The 17,106-nt window shown below is 58.6% G+C and carries 16 protein-coding genes; 5 read left to right on the top strand and 11 right to left on the bottom strand.

Translation table 11 applies throughout. The annotated features are described in order from the left end of the window. Positions 1–47: 47 nt before the first annotated feature. The 3 genes from AACV31_RS02640 to AACV31_RS02630 form a co-directional block, all read right to left on the bottom strand. On the bottom strand, positions 48–728 hold the full coding sequence (locus AACV31_RS02640; protein ID WP_161588622.1) for a tellurite resistance TerB family protein: 681 nt from the start codon (positions 726–728) through the stop codon (positions 48–50). A gap of 114 nt (positions 729–842) precedes the next feature. Next, on the bottom strand, positions 843–1,190 hold the full coding sequence (yebF, locus tag AACV31_RS02635; RefSeq protein ID WP_007762360.1) for a protein YebF: 348 nt from the start codon (positions 1,188–1,190) through the stop codon (positions 843–845). 309 nt (positions 1,191–1,499) lie between these two features. Further along, the gene (locus tag AACV31_RS02630) at positions 1,500–1,850 is read right to left on the bottom strand and encodes a YebG family protein (protein WP_075199246.1); all 351 of its coding nucleotides are present in this window, start codon (positions 1,848–1,850) and stop codon (positions 1,500–1,502) included. A gap of 131 nt (positions 1,851–1,981) precedes the next feature. Between AACV31_RS02630 and purT the strand changes: the two genes are divergently transcribed. Then, a complete protein-coding gene (gene purT, locus AACV31_RS02625; protein ID WP_165154511.1) occupies positions 1,982–3,160 on the top strand; it encodes a formate-dependent phosphoribosylglycinamide formyltransferase in 1,179 nt (392 codons plus the stop codon). Between the two features lie 54 nt (positions 3,161–3,214). Here purT and AACV31_RS02620 read toward each other — a convergent pair whose 3' ends face one another. From AACV31_RS02620 to zwf, 3 genes are all read right to left on the bottom strand, one after another. After that, entirely contained in the window at positions 3,215–3,853 is a 639-nt protein-coding gene (locus AACV31_RS02620) for a bifunctional 4-hydroxy-2-oxoglutarate aldolase/2-dehydro-3-deoxy-phosphogluconate aldolase (protein ID WP_007762363.1), read from the bottom strand. Positions 3,854–3,910: 57 nt separating this feature from the next. Continuing rightward, the gene (gene edd, locus AACV31_RS02615; RefSeq protein WP_165154512.1) at positions 3,911–5,722 is read right to left on the bottom strand and encodes a phosphogluconate dehydratase; all 1,812 of its coding nucleotides are present in this window, start codon (positions 5,720–5,722) and stop codon (positions 3,911–3,913) included. Positions 5,723–5,955: 233 nt separating this feature from the next. Beyond that, positions 5,956–7,431, bottom strand: a complete 1,476-nt coding sequence (gene zwf, locus AACV31_RS02610) for a glucose-6-phosphate dehydrogenase (RefSeq protein ID WP_007762369.1) — start codon at positions 7,429–7,431, stop codon at positions 5,956–5,958. 353 nt (positions 7,432–7,784) lie between these two features. On the opposite strand from zwf, the gene AACV31_RS02605 reads away from it, so the two are divergent. Both AACV31_RS02605 and pyk read left to right on the top strand, forming a co-directional pair. Further along, positions 7,785–8,651, top strand: a complete 867-nt coding sequence (locus tag AACV31_RS02605; RefSeq protein WP_007762372.1) for a MurR/RpiR family transcriptional regulator — start codon at positions 7,785–7,787, stop codon at positions 8,649–8,651. Between the two features lie 129 nt (positions 8,652–8,780). Continuing rightward, positions 8,781–10,223, top strand: a complete 1,443-nt coding sequence (pyk, locus tag AACV31_RS02600) for a pyruvate kinase (protein ID WP_007762376.1) — start codon at positions 8,781–8,783, stop codon at positions 10,221–10,223. A gap of 66 nt (positions 10,224–10,289) precedes the next feature. Here the strand turns inward: pyk and lpxM are convergent, their stop codons facing one another. The 3 genes from lpxM to znuA form a co-directional block, all read right to left on the bottom strand. After that, a complete protein-coding gene (gene lpxM, locus AACV31_RS02595) occupies positions 10,290–11,258 on the bottom strand; it encodes a lauroyl-Kdo(2)-lipid IV(A) myristoyltransferase (RefSeq protein ID WP_165154513.1) in 969 nt (322 codons plus the stop codon). 125 nt (positions 11,259–11,383) lie between these two features. Beyond that, complete coding sequence (gene mepM / locus AACV31_RS02590; protein ID WP_075199242.1) at positions 11,384–12,715, bottom strand: murein DD-endopeptidase MepM; 1,332 nt, start codon at positions 12,713–12,715, stop codon at positions 11,384–11,386. Positions 12,716–12,730: 15 nt separating this feature from the next. Next, entirely contained in the window at positions 12,731–13,675 is a 945-nt protein-coding gene (gene znuA, locus AACV31_RS02585; RefSeq protein WP_158683918.1) for a zinc ABC transporter substrate-binding protein ZnuA, read from the bottom strand. A 78-nt stretch (positions 13,676–13,753) separates the two neighbouring features. On the opposite strand from znuA, the gene znuC reads away from it, so the two are divergent. After that, complete coding sequence (gene znuC / locus AACV31_RS02580) at positions 13,754–14,509, top strand: zinc ABC transporter ATP-binding protein ZnuC (protein WP_161576914.1); 756 nt, start codon at positions 13,754–13,756, stop codon at positions 14,507–14,509. Beyond that, positions 14,506–15,291, top strand: a complete 786-nt coding sequence (gene znuB, locus AACV31_RS02575) for a zinc ABC transporter permease subunit ZnuB (RefSeq protein WP_015741613.1) — start codon at positions 14,506–14,508, stop codon at positions 15,289–15,291. The genes znuC and znuB overlap by 4 nt, the downstream gene beginning before the upstream one ends. A gap of 84 nt (positions 15,292–15,375) precedes the next feature. On the opposite strand, the gene ruvB is transcribed toward znuB, so the two are convergent. Beyond that, entirely contained in the window at positions 15,376–16,386 is a 1,011-nt protein-coding gene (gene ruvB, locus AACV31_RS02570; protein ID WP_165154514.1) for a Holliday junction branch migration DNA helicase RuvB, read from the bottom strand. An 8-nt stretch (positions 16,387–16,394) separates the two neighbouring features. Further along, on the bottom strand, positions 16,395–17,006 hold the full coding sequence (gene ruvA / locus AACV31_RS02565) for a Holliday junction branch migration protein RuvA (protein WP_165154516.1): 612 nt from the start codon (positions 17,004–17,006) through the stop codon (positions 16,395–16,397). Positions 17,007–17,106: the final 100 nt, after the last annotated feature.

Raw genomic sequence — 17,106 nt, 5'->3', positions numbered from 1 at the left:
CCCACGCGCGTTGCAAGCGAAACATGCCTGTTTATGGCATTATCTGCTTATCCAGGCAGCGCTTTTTTCTCCTGCTGGATGTCGCGTTCAATCTCGTCACGCACGTCCTGCGGGATTTTCAGAGCGTCGCCGAGCGCCTGCAGATAGCTGCGCTCCATAAAGTGGTCGATGTCGATTGCCGCACAGCTCAGGAAGTAAAGCTCCAGCGCCTCTTCTTCGTTTTTCACGTCGGCGGCAAGACGCATCGGGTCGAGCGGCTGATTAATCGCCTGCTCCACCAGCACGCGCCCCTGCGCTTCAATACCGGCTTCGCGCAGCTGACGCTCAATGGCCGCGCGCTCGCTGTCATCAATGTGCCCGTCGCTTTTAGCGGCGAACACCAGCGCCAGCACGAGACGCTCTGCGCGGCGATCCAGCGGCGTCTGCTGCTGGCCGTACTGCGGCTCGTCCTGATGCGCGGCGCGAATTCTGTCTTTGTACTTGTTCCACAACACCGTCCCGGCGACAGCACCGCCGCCCACCAGCAATGCGCCGCCGCCATATTTCGCCAGCAGTTTGCGCGACGATTTGCTGGCCACCAATAAACCCGCGAGACCGCCGAGCGCGCCGGGGGCGATCAGATTACTGAGTCCTTTGGAGCGCAATGCGTCCTGAATGCCGGACTTGCCGGATGCGGCTGCGCCGCTTTGCCCCAGCATTGACTGAAGCTGTGTTAACCAGTTGCTCATTATGTTCCTCTGCGCTGATGAGTGATAACCCAAGCGTAAGCGAGCGGACGTCAAGATGTGTCGGGGAACCGCAAGGAAGGGAAAAGACGCGGCCCCGGTAAGGGCCGCTGAGGATCAGTGCTGATAGTGCGCCTGGCCTGCGGCGCAGTCGACCATTACCTGGTAGTGAATATCGGTGTTTTTACCGCGCACAGTCAGCGGCACTTTCCATTTATCGTTTTTGCCCACGATCTCTTTGCTGTTGATCCAGGCGACCGGATCGGCCTGCCCCAGCGTTTTCTGATCGTCAGCCCATTTCACAATACGGTTTTGCAGATAGTCGCGCTTGACGCTCGCCGCGATACCTTCCGCCGTCATGCCTTCGCATTTCGGGAAATGCACCTGGCGCGGGTCATCCGCGTGCGCGGCGCTTGCCGCGGTGAGTAATGCAAAAGAAATCAGGGCTCCTGCGATTTTTTTCATCGTACTTCTCCGAAGACGGGTGATGAAAAAAGCCTGGTACAAAAACAGCGAAGCGCAAGGGAACCCCACAAAATGAGGGGATAAAACTGAGGGGGGAACTTGAGAGGGGATAGCGGATAGCGAACAATGAACAGCAGACAGCAGACAGCAGACAGCAGACAATGTAACCGTAGTCACACCCGCCACACCCGCTAACGTGAAAATGGTGCTCACGTTGAGCTAACGCGAACGATCAGCCGCAAGAACCCGGCGCGCGAGAAACCGCGCCGCTGACGCGATAATGCCGCCAGCGGCACAGGGAGAAGACGATCAGGCCGCTTTGGTGCGTTTACGCGCGCTGTGCAGCGCGACGGCGCCCTCTTCACCTTCAGCCGTCTCTTCCGGGGCAGCTTCTGCCGCGCCGTCAGTGTGCTCGCTGGTTTCCTGCGGCAGACGACCGGTGCGCACGATAGTGCTGAGGTTGTCTTTCTGCTCGGCCATCCACAGCGCCAGCTGCTCGACCTGACCTTCCGCGAAACCGACAGGCGCCTGTCCCAGCCAGCCTTCCAGGGCTTCGGCTAAGTCCAGCATTTTGTCCCAGGCGTCGGCTTCCTTCTTACTGGCAAATGACATTTTTTCCACACCCTCACGGATAACGACGTATTTAATTTCTACCGCCATGATGCAACTCCCGTTACTGTATTTATATACAGTATAAGCCTGTAAAAACCGAAATGCAACCTGCGCGCAATGCGCAAGGCAAACGTTTTCGTTATACTGCCGCCAGAATTTCACACAGCAGGAATACCGCTATGGCTATGTTAGGAACCGCACTGCGCCCGTCAGCAACCCGCGTGATGCTGCTTGGCTCAGGAGAACTCGGAAAAGAAGTGGCGCTTGAATGCCAGCGTCTGGGCATTGAGGTGATCGCCGTCGATCGCTACGCCGATGCGCCCGCCATGCAGGTGGCGCACCGCAGTCACGTTATCAATATGCTCGACGGCGCGGCGCTGAAAAAACTGGTGGCGCAGGAGATGCCGGATTTTATCGTGCCGGAAATCGAAGCTATCGCCACCGACGCGCTCGTTGAGCTTGAACAGCAGGGCCAGCGCGTGGTGCCCACCGCCCGCGCCGCGCGTCTGACCATGAACCGCGAAGGCATCCGTCGCCTCGCCGCCGAAGAGCTTGGCCTGCCAACCTCAATTTATCGCTTCGCCGAAAACGAGGCGGAATTTCGCGAGGCGGTGGCGGAAATCGGCCTGCCGTGCATCGTCAAACCGGTCATGAGCTCCTCCGGCAAGGGCCAGAGCTTTGTTCGTAGCAGCGATGCGCTGGACGGTGCCTGGCAGTATGCGCAGCAGGGCGGACGCGCCGGTGCGGGGAAAGTCATCGTCGAAGGCGTGGTGCAGTTCGATTTTGAAATCACGCTACTCACTGTCAGCGCCGTGGACGGCGTGCATTTCTGCGCGCCTGTCGGTCATCGTCAGGAAGATGGCGATTACCGCGAGTCCTGGCAGCCACAGCAGATGAGCGAGGCGGCGCTGGCGCGGGCCCAGGAGATTGCACAGAAGGTGGTGCAGGCGCTAGGCGGGTACGGCCTGTTTGGCGTCGAGCTGTTTGTCTGCGGCGACGAGGTGATATTCAGCGAAGTGTCGCCGCGCCCGCACGACACCGGGATGGTGACGCTTATCTCTCAGGATCTCTCAGAGTTCGCGCTGCACGTGCGCGCGTTTCTCGGTCTGCCGATCGGCGGTATTTGCCAGTACGGCCCGGCCGCCTCAGCGGTGATCCTGCCGACGCTGAAAAGTGATGATGTGAAGTTTGGCGAGCTCTCCGGAGCGCTGGGCGCGGGTCTGCAACTGCGCCTCTTCGGCAAGCCGGAAATCGACGGTTCACGCCGCCTCGGCGTGGCGCTCGCCACCGGCGAGACGGTCGATGACGCCATCGTGCGCGCGAAGACCTCCGCCGCCGCCGTGACCGTAAAAGGCTAAAAAAAACGCGCCGCCCGTGAAGGCGGCGCGCTGCATTTCAGGTCGCGTAAAAAGTTACTGCGCGCCTTCCACCGCTTCGCGGGCAAGTTTCGTAATGCGATCCCAGTCGCCCGCTTCCATCGCATCCGCCGGCACCAGCCAGGAGCCGCCGATGCACAGCACGCTTTTCAGCGCCAGGTAGTCACGGTAGTTGGCAGGCGAGATGCCGCCCGTCGGGCAGAAACGCACCTGGGAGAACGGGCCTGCGATAGCCTGCAGCGCTTTGGTGCCGCCGTTGGCTTCCGCCGGGAAGAATTTAAACTCTTTCAGGCCGTAATCCATGCCCAGCATCAGTTCGGAAACGGTGCTGATGCCAGGGATCAGCGGGATGGTGCCTTCGGTCGCGGCTTTCAGCAGCGGCTCGGTGAGGCCCGGGCTGATGGCGAACTGCGCGCCAGCCTCAGTCACTTCTTTGAGCTGCTGCGCGTTCAGCACGGTGCCCGCGCCGATGATGGCGTCCGGCACTTCTTTGGCGATAGCGCGGATAGCGTCCATCGCGCACGCGGTGCGCAGGGTCACTTCCAGCACGCGCACGCCGCCTGCCAGCAGCGCCTTCGCCATCGGGACCGCGTGCTCCAGCTTGTTAATCACAATCACCGGCACGACCGGACCGCTTTTCAGGATCTGTTCGGCACTCGTTTTCCAGTTTTTCATCTGTGGATCTCTCCCGCCATTTTTAAAGAATGTGGCGCGCGCCTGCGCACCTGATAGTTAAAAGTCGATGCAGGTCGCGCCCTGCTCCGCCCCGGACAGTTTTTCACGCAGCGCACCGAACAGCTCGCGCCCCGTTCCCACCCGCTGGGCGCTGAGATCCGGGTGGTAAGGCTCACGCCGCGCCAGCTCGTCTTCATCCACCAGCAGCGTCAGTTCGCCGGTCTGTCCGTTGACGCGGATGATATCGCCGTCGCGCACTTTCGCGAGCAGCCCGCCGTCGTAAGCTTCGGGCGTCACGTGGATGGCCGAAGGCACTTTCCCCGACGCGCCGGAGAGGCGACCGTCCGTGACCAATGCAATTTTGAAACAGCGGTCCAATAATACACCAAGCGGCGGCATAAGTTTATGTAATTCTGGCATCCCGTTCGCTTTTGGCCCCTGATGACGCACCACCACGACGCAGTCGCGGTCCAGCAGGCCGGCCTCAAAGGCAGGCAAAACGTCGTGCTGGCTTTCGAACACCACGGCGGGCGCTTCGACGACCTGGTTTTCCACCGGCACGGCAGACGTTTTCATCACCGCGCGGCCAAGATTGCCGCTCAGCACTTTGGTGCCGCCATGCTTCGAGAACGGGTTGTCGAGGGTCGCGATAGTGGCGTTATCCAGCGAGGCTGGCGCCCCGTCGCGCCAGGAAAGTTCGCCGTTGTCGAGCCACGGCTCCTGGGTATAGCGCGCAAGACCAAAGCCCGCCACCGTGTTGACATCTTCATGCAGCAACCCGCCTTTCAGCAGCTCGCGCATCAGCACCGGTACGCCGCCCGCGGCCTGGAAGTGGTTGATATCCGCCGGGCCGTTCGGGTAGAGACGCGCCAGCAGCGGCACAATGTCGGAGATCGCGGAGAAATCATCCCAGTTAATGATGATGCCCGCTGCACGCGCCATCGCCACCAGATGCATGGTGTGGTTGGTGGAGCCGCCGGTGGCGAGCAGCGCCACAATGCCGTTCACCACCACTTTTTCATCCACCAGTTTGCCAAGCGGCATCCAGTCGTTGCCGTTGCCGGTAAGGCGCGTGACCTGACGCGCGGCGGCGGCGGTCAGCGCGTGGCGCAGCGGCGCGTCCGGGTGAACAAAGGAGGAGCCTGGCAGTTGCATCCCCATAAATTCAATGACCATCTGGTTGGTGTTGGCGGTGCCGTAGAAGGTGCAGGTGCCGGGCTCGTGATAAGACGCGGCTTCGGATTCCAGCAGCGCCGCGCGATCCACTTTGCCTTCGGCGTAGAGCTGGCGAATGCGTACTTTTTCTTTGTTCGGCAGGCCGCTCGACATCGGGCCGGATGGGATAAATACGGCGGGCAGATGCCCGAAAGAGAGCGCCGCCATCACCAACCCCGGCACGATTTTGTCGCACACGCCGAGGTAGAGCGCGCCGTCAAACATGTTGTGCGACAGCCCCACCGCCGCCGACATGGCTATCACTTCGCGGCTCAGCAGCGACAGTTCCATACCGTCCTGCCCCTGCGTCACGCCGTCGCACATGGCAGGCACGCCGCCGGCGACCTGCGCCACCGCGCCGACGCTGTGCAGCGCCTCGCGGATCTGCTGCGGATAGTTTTCGTAAGGCTGGTGCGCGGAGAGCATGTCGTTATAGGAAGTAATGATGCCGATATTGTTACGCAGCATACTTTTCAGCGCCGCTTTGTCATCCGGCTGGCAGGCGGCGAAGCCGTGGGCCAGATTGCCGCAGGCGAGGCTGGCGCGATGCACGGTCTGGCTTTTCGCCTCTTCGATGCGGGCCAGGTAAGCGTCACGCGTGGCGCGGGAGCGTTCGGTAATACGTTTTGTTACCCGTAACAATTCAGGATGCATAAAAAGTCCTCTCTGGTTTTCTGCCTGAGGCCGCCTTTCCAGACGTTGCGCAACATACCGGAGTTGTCACGTATACGCGCCAGCCGCGCCTCGCAAGAGCAAAATCGCTTCAGCCAGTGTAATGAAAAAAGCCCCGCTGGTGAATCCAGTCGGGGCTTTAAAACAGAATTTTTTACACAACCACTGTTCCGGATCATGTTACCGGTAAAGTAACACACTTCCGTGACGGTCGATTATTCGAACTCGTTCCAGGAGCGACCATCGCGTGTGATCATCGCTACCGAGGCGACAGGGCCCCAGGTACCGGCCTGATACGGTTTCGGCGCATCGTTGTCCGCCGCCCAGGCTTCGGTGATGGAATCGACCCACTTCCAGGCCTCTTCCACTTCATCACGACGCACGAACAGCGCCTGGATGCCGCGCATGGTTTCCAGCAGCAGACGCTCGTAGGCATCGGCCAGATGGCTTTCATTGAAGGTTTCGGAATAGCTCAGATCGAGTTTGGTGATTTGCAGGTTGTGCTTGTGATCCAGCCCCGGCACTTTGTTCAGCACCTGGATATCCACGCCTTCGTCCGGCTGCAGACGAATTGTCAGCTTGTTCTGCGGCAGATCCTGCCAGGAATCTTTAAACAGGTTCAGCTCCGGCGTTTTGAAATAGACCACGACTTCAGAGCATTTGGTCGGCAGACGCTTACCGGTACGCAGGTAGAACGGCACGCCCGCCCAGCGCCAGTTGTCGATATCCACACGGATAGCCACAAAGGTTTCCGTATGGCTGGTCTTGTTGGCGCCCTCTTCTTCCAGGTAGCCCGGCACTTTTTTGCCCTGGGCAAAACCGGCGGTGTACTGGCCGCGCACGGTTTTCTCACGCACGTTGGAGCGGTCGATACGGCGCAGCGAGCGCAGCACTTTCACTTTTTCGTCGCGAATGCTGTCGGCGGTCAGATCAGACGGCGGCGACATCGCAATCATGCAGAGAATTTGCAGCAGGTGGTTCTGGATCATGTCGCGCATCTGGCCCGCCTGATCGAAATAGCCCCAGCGGCCTTCGATGCCCACTTCTTCGGCCACGGTGATTTCCACGTGATCGATAGTGCGGTTGTCCCAGTTATTGACGAACAGCGAGTTCGCAAAACGCAGCGCCAGCAGGTTCAGCACCGTCTCTTTACCGAGGTAGTGGTCGATACGGTAGACCTGGCACTCTTCGAAGAATTTACCCACCTGATCGTTGATCTCGCGGGAGGTTTCAAGCGAGGTGCCGAGCGGTTTTTCCATGACCACGCGCGCTGGTTTAGCGTTAAGCTTCGCCGCGCCGAGGCCTTCGCAAATCGCGCCAAAGGTGCTTGGCGGCATCGCGAAATAGTTAATGGTGACGCGGTTTTTCTGATCCAGCATTTTGCCGAGACGAGTAAACGCGGCGGTGTCATTGACGTCCAGATTACAGAAATCGAGACGGCCGCTGAGGGTATCCCACAGGGCTTCGTCGATTTTCTCTTTCATGAAGGTTTCAAGCGCTTCACGGACGACTTTGGTATAGGCTTCTTTATCCCAGTCCGCGCGGCCTACCCCCAGAATGCGGGTATCCGGATGGATTTGGCCCGCTTTTTCCAGCTGATACAGGGAAGGCAACAGTTTTCGGCGCGCCAGATCGCCTTTGGCGCCGAAAATCACTAAGTCGCACGCCTGCGCTGTTTGCGTTACCGCCATGTCTTTCTCCTCGTTTCGGAATACCTGTCGGGACAGGTCATCATTGTAATTTTCTTACACTGCACTCTACTGCTTTTAGGTCTTTCAGGATACTCCTAAGCGTCCGGCGTCGGTCACTAAAGCGCCACGCGCCGCGGTGATCGCTGAGAAATTGGGCCGTCGCGCCCGGCTGGCGCTTTTTACGCCATGGCCGCCATAACAAAATCAGACAGCGATCATGTTATGAAAAAAAACAACAACATTGTCTTTCGACGCCAGCCCGCACCTGTACTATCAGGAGTATATTCTTGATAAAACTAATCGTCGTTTCCCAATCGTGTGAAATGACTCTTTCTGCGGGTCTCATGTTAGCAATGAACATGCTGGAAAAGATCCAGTCGCAACTGGAACATCTGAGTAAATCTGAACGTAAAGTCGCCGAAGTGATACTGGAATCGCCTTCACAGGCCATTCATTCGAGCATCGCGACGCTGGCAAGCGAGGCGGGCGTCAGCGAGCCGACCGTTAACCGCTTCTGCCGGAGCCTTGAGACCAAAGGCTTTCCCGATTTCAAACTGCATCTCGCCCAGAGCCTCGCCAACGGCACGCCGTATGTGAATCGCAACGTCGATGAAGATGACAGCGTCGAAGCCTACACCACCAAAATTTTCGAATCGGCGATGGCGAGCCTCGATCACGTGCGCCAGTCGCTTGATATGGCGACGGTGAACCGGGCCGTGGATATGCTCACTCAGGCGAAGAAAATCGCGTTTTTCGGCCTGGGCTCCTCCGCGGCCGTGGCGCATGACGCCATGAATAAATTCTTTCGCTTTAACGTCCCGGTCGTCTACTCCGACGATATCGTGGTGCAGCGCATGAGCTGCATGAACGGCGGCCCCGATGACGTCGTGGTCCTGATTTCGCACACCGGGCGCACCAAAAGCCTGGTGGAGCTGGCGCGACTCGCCCGCGACAACGACGCGCTGGTGCTGGCGATCACCTCGCGCGGTTCGCCGCTCGCCCGCGAAGCAAGCCTCGCCCTGCTGCTGGACGTGCCGGAAGATACCGACATCTATATGCCCATGGTATCGCGGCTTGCGCAACTGACGGTTATTGATGTGCTGGCGACCGGGTTTACGCTGCGCCGCGGGGCAAAATTCCGGGATAACTTGAAGCGAGTCAAAGAAGCGCTCAAGGAATCGCGTTTTGATAAGAGCTTACTGGTTTCTGACGACCAGTAAGCATTTCTATAACAAAGTTGTAACTTATAAAGCCATTCGGTTATGGTTTGTGTCTCTATTCGAAACAGGCCACCGTGCCGAATTTATGTTCACGCAACACCAAAGTTGTTTCAGTCAACGGAGTAATACATGTCCAGACGGCTTCGCAGAACCAAAATCGTTACCACGTTAGGCCCGGCTACCGACCGCGATAATAACCTGGAAAAAATTATCGCCGCCGGCGCGAACGTTGTACGTATGAACTTCTCGCACGGGACGCCGGAAGATCATCAGCTTCGCGCTGATAAAGTCCGCGAGATCGCGGCCAAACTGGGACGTCACGTCGCTATTCTTGGCGACCTTCAGGGACCGAAAATTCGCGTCTCCACCTTTAAAGAAGGCAAAGTTTTCCTCAACATTGGCGATAAATTCCTGCTCGACGCCAACCTCGGCAAAGGCGAAGGCGATAAAGAAAAAGTCGGTATCGACTACAAAGGCCTGCCGGCGGACGTGGTGCCTGGCGACATCCTGCTGCTGGATGATGGCCGTGTGCAGCTGAAAGTGCTGGAAGTCCAGGGCATGAAGGTCTTCACCGAAGTGACCGTGGGCGGCCCGCTGTCGAATAACAAAGGCATTAACAAGCTGGGCGGCGGTCTTTCCGCTGAAGCGCTGACCGAAAAAGACAAAGCTGACATCATCACCGCGGCGAAAATCGGCGTGGATTACCTGGCCGTTTCATTCCCGCGCTGCGGCGAAGATCTGAACTATGCCCGCCGCCTGGCGCGCGATGCAGGTTGCGACGCGAAAATTTGCGCCAAAGTCGAGCGCGCCGAAGCGGTGTGCAGCAACGAAGCGATGGATGACATCATTCTGGCGTCTGACGTGGTGATGGTCGCGCGCGGCGATCTGGGCGTTGAAATCGGCGACCCGGAGCTGGTCGGCATCCAGAAAACCCTCATTCGTCGTGCCCGTAAGCTGAATCGTGCCGTCATTACCGCGACGCAGATGATGGAGTCGATGATAACCAACCCGATGCCGACCCGTGCGGAAGTGATGGACGTGGCGAACGCCGTGCTGGACGGCACCGACGCCGTCATGCTGTCGGCTGAAACCGCCGCGGGCCAGTACCCGGCAGAAACCGTTTCCGCTATGGCGCGCGTCTGCCTGGGCGCGGAGAAAATCCCGAGCATCAACGTGTCCAAACACCGTCTGGACGTGGAGTTTGATAACGTCGAAGAAGCAATTGCAATGTCGGCCATGTACGCCGCCAACCACCTGAAAGGCGTGAGCGCGATTATCACCATGACCGAATCGGGCCGTACGGCGCTGATGACGTCCCGTATCAGCTCCGGCCTGCCGATTTTCGCGATGTCCCGCCATGAGCGCACCCTGAACCTCACCGCGCTCTATCGCGGCGTGACGCCGGTCTATTTCGACAGCGCCAACGACGGCGTGGCGGCGGCGCAGGATGCCGTTAATCTGCTGCGTGACAAAGGCTATCTGGTGACCGGCGATCTGGTTATCGTAACCCAGGGCGATATGATGGGCACCACCGGCAGCACCAACACCACGCGCGTGCTGACCGTCGAGTAAACCTCATAAAAAAGGGGCCTGCGCCCCTTTTCGTAATGCATAAGCCGCTCGCCTTGAGCGGCTTTTTTATTTCGGATAGAGATCCTTGCGGCGGTACGGCTCAGTCTCGCCCTCTTTACGCGTTTTCAGAAGCTTGAGGATCCAGGCGTACTGCTCCGGATGCGGGCCGACGAAATGCTCCACCTCTTCGTTCATGCGGCGAGCCAGCGTCACGTCATCGGCGTCCATCAGGTCATCCATCGGCGGGCGCACCAGCACGTCCAGACGGTGTGTTGTGCCGTTATAGACCGGGAAAAGCGGGATCACGCGCGCGCGGCAGACTTTCATCAGGCGGCCCACCGCAGGCAGCGTCGCTTTGTAGGTCGCGAAGAAATCGACAAATTCGCTCTGCTCCGGCCCGTGGTCTTCATCCGGCAGGTAGTAGCCCCAGAAACCGTCTCGTACCGATTTGATAAACGGCTTAATGCCGTCCTGGCGGGCATGCAGACGACCGCCAAAACGCAGGCGGACTTTATTCCAGACATAATCCAGCAGCCGGTTGCCCTGATGATGGAACATCGCCGCGACGTGTACGCCGCGCGAGGCCAGCAGCATCGCCGGAATATCCACGCCCCAGCCGTGCGGGACAAGCAGGATAACGCTCTCTTTGCTTTCCAGCATCTCGTTGAGAATGGCTTCGCCGTGCCAGTCGACGCGGCTGAGCACTTTTTCCGGGCCGCGCAGCGCCAGCTCGGCCATGAAGACCATCGACTGCGGCGCCGTGGCGAACATATCGTCGATAATCGCTTCGCGCTGCGCCTCGGAGAGCGCCGGGAAGCAATAAAACAGGTTGATGCGCGCGCGGCGGCGAGCGCTCTTGCCAAACTTCCCTGCCAGCCGCCCGACTTTACCGAGCAGCGGATCGCGAAACGACGGCGGCATCAGAGCCAGCGCCGCGCAGGCGCCAATCCCAAGCCAGGAGCCCCAGTAGCGCGGATGCAGGAACGCGCGCTCAAAGGTGGGTATGTATTCACTTTTTGTTTTTTTTGTGTCCATGACGGTTCTCAGGCCAGAGCCAGGTAATCAAAAGAGAAAATAATGAAGGAGTTTAGCGGCGCGAAGGCCGTCAGACAAAATAAAAAGCCGGCGCGCGAAGGCACCGGCTGTTAATTGCCGCGCTTTTAATCAAGCGTCAGTTGCGGCACCACTTGTTTAACCTGCGCCAGATAATCGCTGCGATCCGAACCGGTAAGCCCTTCAGAGCGCGGCAGTTTGGCGGTTAGCGGGTTAACGGCCTGCTGGTTGATCCACATTTCATAGTGCAGGTGCGGGCCGGTAGAGCGGCCGGTGTTGCCGGAAAGCGCGATGCGATCGCCGCGTTTCACTTTCTGGCCCGGTTTCACCAGCAGCTTCTTCAGGTGCATATAGCGTGTGGTATAGGTGCGACCATGACGGATAGCGACATAATAGCCTGCCGCCCCGCTACGCTTCGCCATGACCACCTCGCCATCGCCCACGGCCAGTACCGGCGTACCTTGCGGCATCGCGAAATCGACGCCTCTATGCGGCGCAACACGCCCGGTCACCGGATTCAGACGGCGCGGGTTGAAGTTAGAGGAGACGCGGAACTGGCGCGACGTCGGGAAACGCATAAAGCCTTTGGCAAGGCCGGAGCCGTTGCGGTCATAGAATTTGCCGTCTTCCGCGCGGATCGCATAGTAATCTTTACCGGACGAACGCAGACGCACGCCAAGCAGCTGGCTCTGTTCGCGTTTGCCGTCGAGCATTTCACGCGACATCAGCACTGAGAACTCGTCGCCCTTTTTCAGCTTGCGGAAGTCCATCTGCCACTGCATCGCTTTGATAACCGCGCTGATCTCCGCGCTGGTGAGCCCCGCCTCTTTGGCGCTGGCGACAAAGCTGCCGCCGACGGTGCCTTTCATAACGTTATTGACCCAGTCGCCCTGCTGCACTTCGCTGCTCATTTTAAAGCCGCCGGCAGGCGTGCGGTCATAGGTGCGGGTTTCGCGGCGCGACATCTCCCAGGTCAGGCGCTGTAACTCGCCGCTGTCGGTGAGCGTCCAGGAGATCTGCTGGCCGATTTTAAGGTTACGCAGGTCTTTATCGACCGACGCGAGCTGGCTGATATCCCCCATGTCGATACCGTACTGGTTCAGCACGCTGCTTAAGGTATCGCCGGTGGAGACTACATATTCATGCACCCCGGCTTCGCCGGCGGTTTTATCGTCAAGCTCATCCTGCGGGATAGCTTCGTCATCTTCTGGTGCTGCCTGATCGATAGGCTCGCTCGCCTCCGGCAGCAGAGAGCGGATCTCGCTCTTACGCAGCTCGATGGTTTTAACGACAGGCGCCGATTCAGATTCGGGGTGGTAAATGTACGGCCGCCAGACGGCGACCGCGAGTGTGAGAACTGTAAGAGACCCCAGCATAACGCGATGGGGTCGTGGCAGGTTGTTAAATGCCAGGGCGACAGAGCGGGCTATCTGTTGCACGTATCCACTTCCTCGTTAATCTCCTTTCAGGCAGCTGGCATATTGGTTAGATAACTGAGTCAGGAACTGCATGTAGCTGTCCTTACCCAGGCTGACAGACGTTCCCAGCGGGTCGAGCGTTCCCATTCGAACTTTCGTGCCCCTGGCAACGGCTTCAATCACCGCTGGCCTGAACTGTGGCTCAGCAAAAACGCATTGCGCTTTTTGCTCAACCAACTGTGTTCTTATTTCATGTAAACGCTGCGCACCAGGCTGGATTTCGGGATTCACGGTAAAATGGCCGAGCGATGTCAGGCCGTAATGTTTTTCGTAATAGCCATAAGCGTCATGAAAAACGAAGTATCCTTTCCCTTTCAGCGGTGCCAGCTCGTTCGCCACCTGTTTGTCTGTTCGGGCCAGTTCGGCCTCGAAGCGCTGGAGGTTGGCGTCCAGTTTGGCTTTGCTTTGCGGCATAAGTTCCACTAATTTTTCGTGGATTGCAACCGCCGACGCCCGGGCGATTTCCGGCGACAGCCAGATGTGCATGTTATAATCGCCATGATGGTGATGTTCGTCACTTTCTGCGCCATGATGAGCGTGATCTTCATGCTCGTCATCGTCATCATCAACGCCTTTCATCAGCAGCGGTTTCACAGAAGCGAGCTCGGCCAGCGCCAGATTTTTTTGTGCGGGTAGCGCCTTCACGGATTTATCCATAAAGGCTTCCATGTCAGGACCGATCCAGACCACTAAATCCGCTTTCTGTAAGCGTTTAACATCGGAAGGGCGCAGCGCATAGTCATGCTCTGACGCGCCGTCTGGCAGGAGAACTTCGGTGGGGGTAACGCCATCGGCGATAGCCGCGGCGATAAAGCCTACCGGCTTAAGCGAAGCGACCACGGCGGCCTGAGCACTGGTGGCTGCGCCACCCAGGATTGCTGCACTGAGTGCAGCGCAAAGAAGCGTATTTTTATGTAACATAATGCGACTTATCATCGTTATGAATGTTGGAAGTGTGATATTATAACATTCGAAAACTTCTGCAATCACTAAATTGCCATGACTAATCTTGTATCGCTTCAGAATGTTAGCGTCTCCTTCGGGCAACGCCGCGTTTTATCTGACATTTCTTTAACACTGACGGGGGGCCGCATCCTGACATTGCTGGGCCCCAACGGCGCCGGAAAATCGACGCTGGTAAAAGTGGTTCTTGGGCTGGTAGCACCCGATGAAGGGGTTATCAAGCGTGAACCGCAGTTGCGCATCGGCTATGTGCCGCAAAAGTTGCACCTCGACGCCACCCTGCCGCTCACGGTCAGTCGTTTTTTACGTCTGCGCCCCGGCACCCGCAAAGCGGATATCCTGCCTGCGCTCAAGCGCGTCCAGGCCGGGCACCTCATCGACGCCCCGATGCAGAAACTCTCGGGCGGCGAAACCCAGCGCGTGCTGCTGGCGCGCGCCCTGCTCAACCAACCGCAGCTGCTGGTGCTCGACGAACCGACTCAGGGCGTGGACGTCAACGGCCAGGTGGCGCTGTATGATTTAATCAACCAGTTGCGTAATGAACTCAACTGCGGCGTGCTGATGGTGTCGCACGACTTGCATCTGGTGATGGCTAAAACCGACGAAGTGCTGTGTCTGAACCATCATATTTGCTGCTCCGGCGCGCCGGAAGTTATCTCCACTCACCCCGAATTTATCTCTATGTTTGGCCCGCGCGGCGCAGAGCAGCTGGGGATTTATCGTCATCACCATAACCACCGTCACGATTTGCAGGGACGGATTATTCTGCGCAAGGGAAATGGCTCGTTATGATTGAACTTCTGCTTCCCGGCTGGATGGCCGGTATGCTGCTGGCCTGCGCCGCAGGCCCGCTGGGCTCATTCGTGGTCTGGCGCCGGATGTCTTATTTTGGCGATACGCTGGCGCACGCTTCGCTCCTCGGTGTGGCGTTCGGGCTGCTGTTTGACGTCAATCCGTTTTATGCGGTGATTGTCGTCACGCTGATGCTGGCGGGCGGGCTGGTGTGGCTTGAGAAGCGCCCGCATCTGGCGATCGACACGCTGCTTGGCATTATGGCGCACAGCGCGCTGTCGCTGGGCCTGGTGGTAGTGAGCCTAATGGGCAATATCCGTGTCGATTTAATGGCCTACCTGTTTGGCGATCTGCTGGCGGTGACGCCTGCCGATCTGATCTCCGTGGGGCTCGGCGTCGCGGTTGTCCTCGGCGTGCTGTGCTGGCAGTGGCGCAATTTGCTCTCCATGACCATTAGCCCCGATCTGGCGTTTGTGGATGGCGTACCCTTACAGCGCGTTAAAATTTTGCTGATGATGGTGACGGCCCTGACGATTGGCGTGGCAATGAAATTTGTCGGCGCGCTGATTATTACGTCGCTGCTGATTATCCCTGCGGCAACGGCACGTCGTTTTGCCCGCACGCCGGAGCAGATGGCTGGTATTGCCGTCGTGCTTGGCATGGTGGCGGTGACCGGCGGCCTGACATTCTCCGCGTTCTACGACACGCCCGCCGGCCCGTCGGTGGTGCTGTGCGCGGCGCTGCTGTTTATTCTCAGCATGACGAAGCGCCCGCCTGCCTGACGCGGGTTGCCCGGTGAACGGGTTAACAAAAAAGCGCCCTGAGGGCGCTTTTTTTATGCATGGCTTTCACTCGCACCAGTGATGTCACGGCATCTGCGGCGGCGTGATGCCAAAATGGTTCCAGGCGCGGTTCGTCGCCATTCTTCCGCGCGGCGTGCGCTGCAAAAAACCCTGCTGGATGAGGAACGGCTCCAGCACATCTTCGATGGTTTCACGCTCTTCGCCGATGGCCGCCGCCAGGTTGTCGAGCCCGACCGGGCCGCCGAAGAATTTATCGATCACCGCCAGCAGCAGTTTGCGGTCCATATAGTCAAAACCTTCGGCATCGACATTGAGCATATCCAGCGCCAGAGATGCCACATGCTGGTTGATAACGCCATCGTGACGTACCTCGGCGAAATCGCGCACGCGACGCAGCAGGCGGTTGGCGATACGCGGCGTGCCGCGCGAGCGTTTCGCCACTTCGAAAGACGCCTCGTCATTCATCTCAAGCCCCATATGGCGCGCGCTTCGGCTGACGATATGTTGCAAATCGGCGACCTGATAGAACTCCAGACGCTGCACGATGCCGAAGCGGTCACGCAGCGGCGAAGTGAGCGACCCGGCGCGGGTCGTGGCGCCAATCAGGGTAAACGGCGGCAAATCGATTTTGATCGAGCGCGCCGCCGGGCCTTCGCCAATCATGATATCGAGCTGGTAATCTTCCATCGCCGGATAGAGCACCTCTTCCACGACGGGCGAGAGGCGATGGATTTCATCGATAAACAGGACGTCGTGCGGCTCAAGGTTGGTAAGCATTGCCGCCAGATCGCCCGCCTTTTCCAGTACCGGACCGGAGGTGGTGCGCAGATTGACGCCCATTTCGTTGGCGACAATATTGGCGAGCGTGGTTTTCCCAAGCCCCGGCGGGCCGAAAATCAGCAGATGATCGAGCGCATCGCCGCGCAGCTTCGCCGCCTGGATAAAAATCTCCATCTGGGAACGCACCTGCGGCTGGCCGATGTACTCGTCGAGTAATTTGGGGCGCATGGCGCGATCGGCCACCTCTTCCGCCACGATGCTGCCCGGCGCCACCAGGCGGTCTGCTTCAATCATCCTCTACCTCACAATGCCGCGCGCAGCGCTTCGCGAATCAGCGTTTCGCTGCTCGCATCCGGCTGGGCGACTTTACTGACCATACGACTGGCTTCCTGAGGTTTATAACCCAGTGACACCAGCGCGGCAACGGCTTCCGCCTCGGCATCATCCACCGCTGGGCTTGCAGGCGACGTCAGTACCAGATCCGCCGCTGGCGTGAAGAGATCGCCATGCAGGCCCTTGAAGCGGTCTTTCATCTCCACCACCAGACGCTCGGCGGTTTTCTTGCCGATGCCCGGCAGCTTCACCAGCGCGGCTGGCTCTTCGCGCTCGACCGCATTAACGAACTGCTGGGCGGACATGCCGGAGAGAATAGCCAGCGCCAGTTTCGGCCCGACGCCGTTCACTTTGATCAGTTCGCGAAACAGCGTGCGCTCTTGTTTGTTATTAAAGCCGAACAGTAAATGCGCGTCTTCACGCACCACAAAATGGGTGAAGACCACCGCTTCTTTGCCGGTTTCCGGCAATTCATAGAAACAGGTCATCGGCATATGGATTTCATAACCGACGCCGCCCGCCTCCAGTAACACCTGCGGGGGCTGTTTTTCCAGTACGATGCCTCTGAGTCTGCCTATCACGTTGCGCTCCTGCGTAGGGCTTATAAAGTTGCTGGCTATAATATAAAAAAAGCTGGACAGATATCCAGTCAAGAAATCGCGGCGCCGGTAAGGGATGTGA

This window comes from Cronobacter sp. EKM101R (assembly GCF_963888145.1).
GTDB classification, from domain to species: Bacteria; Pseudomonadota; Gammaproteobacteria; order Enterobacterales; family Enterobacteriaceae; genus Cronobacter; species Cronobacter turicensis.
The sequence above is the reverse complement of the archived record's forward strand: the minus strand, read 5'-3'. Positions and strand labels throughout refer to the sequence as shown.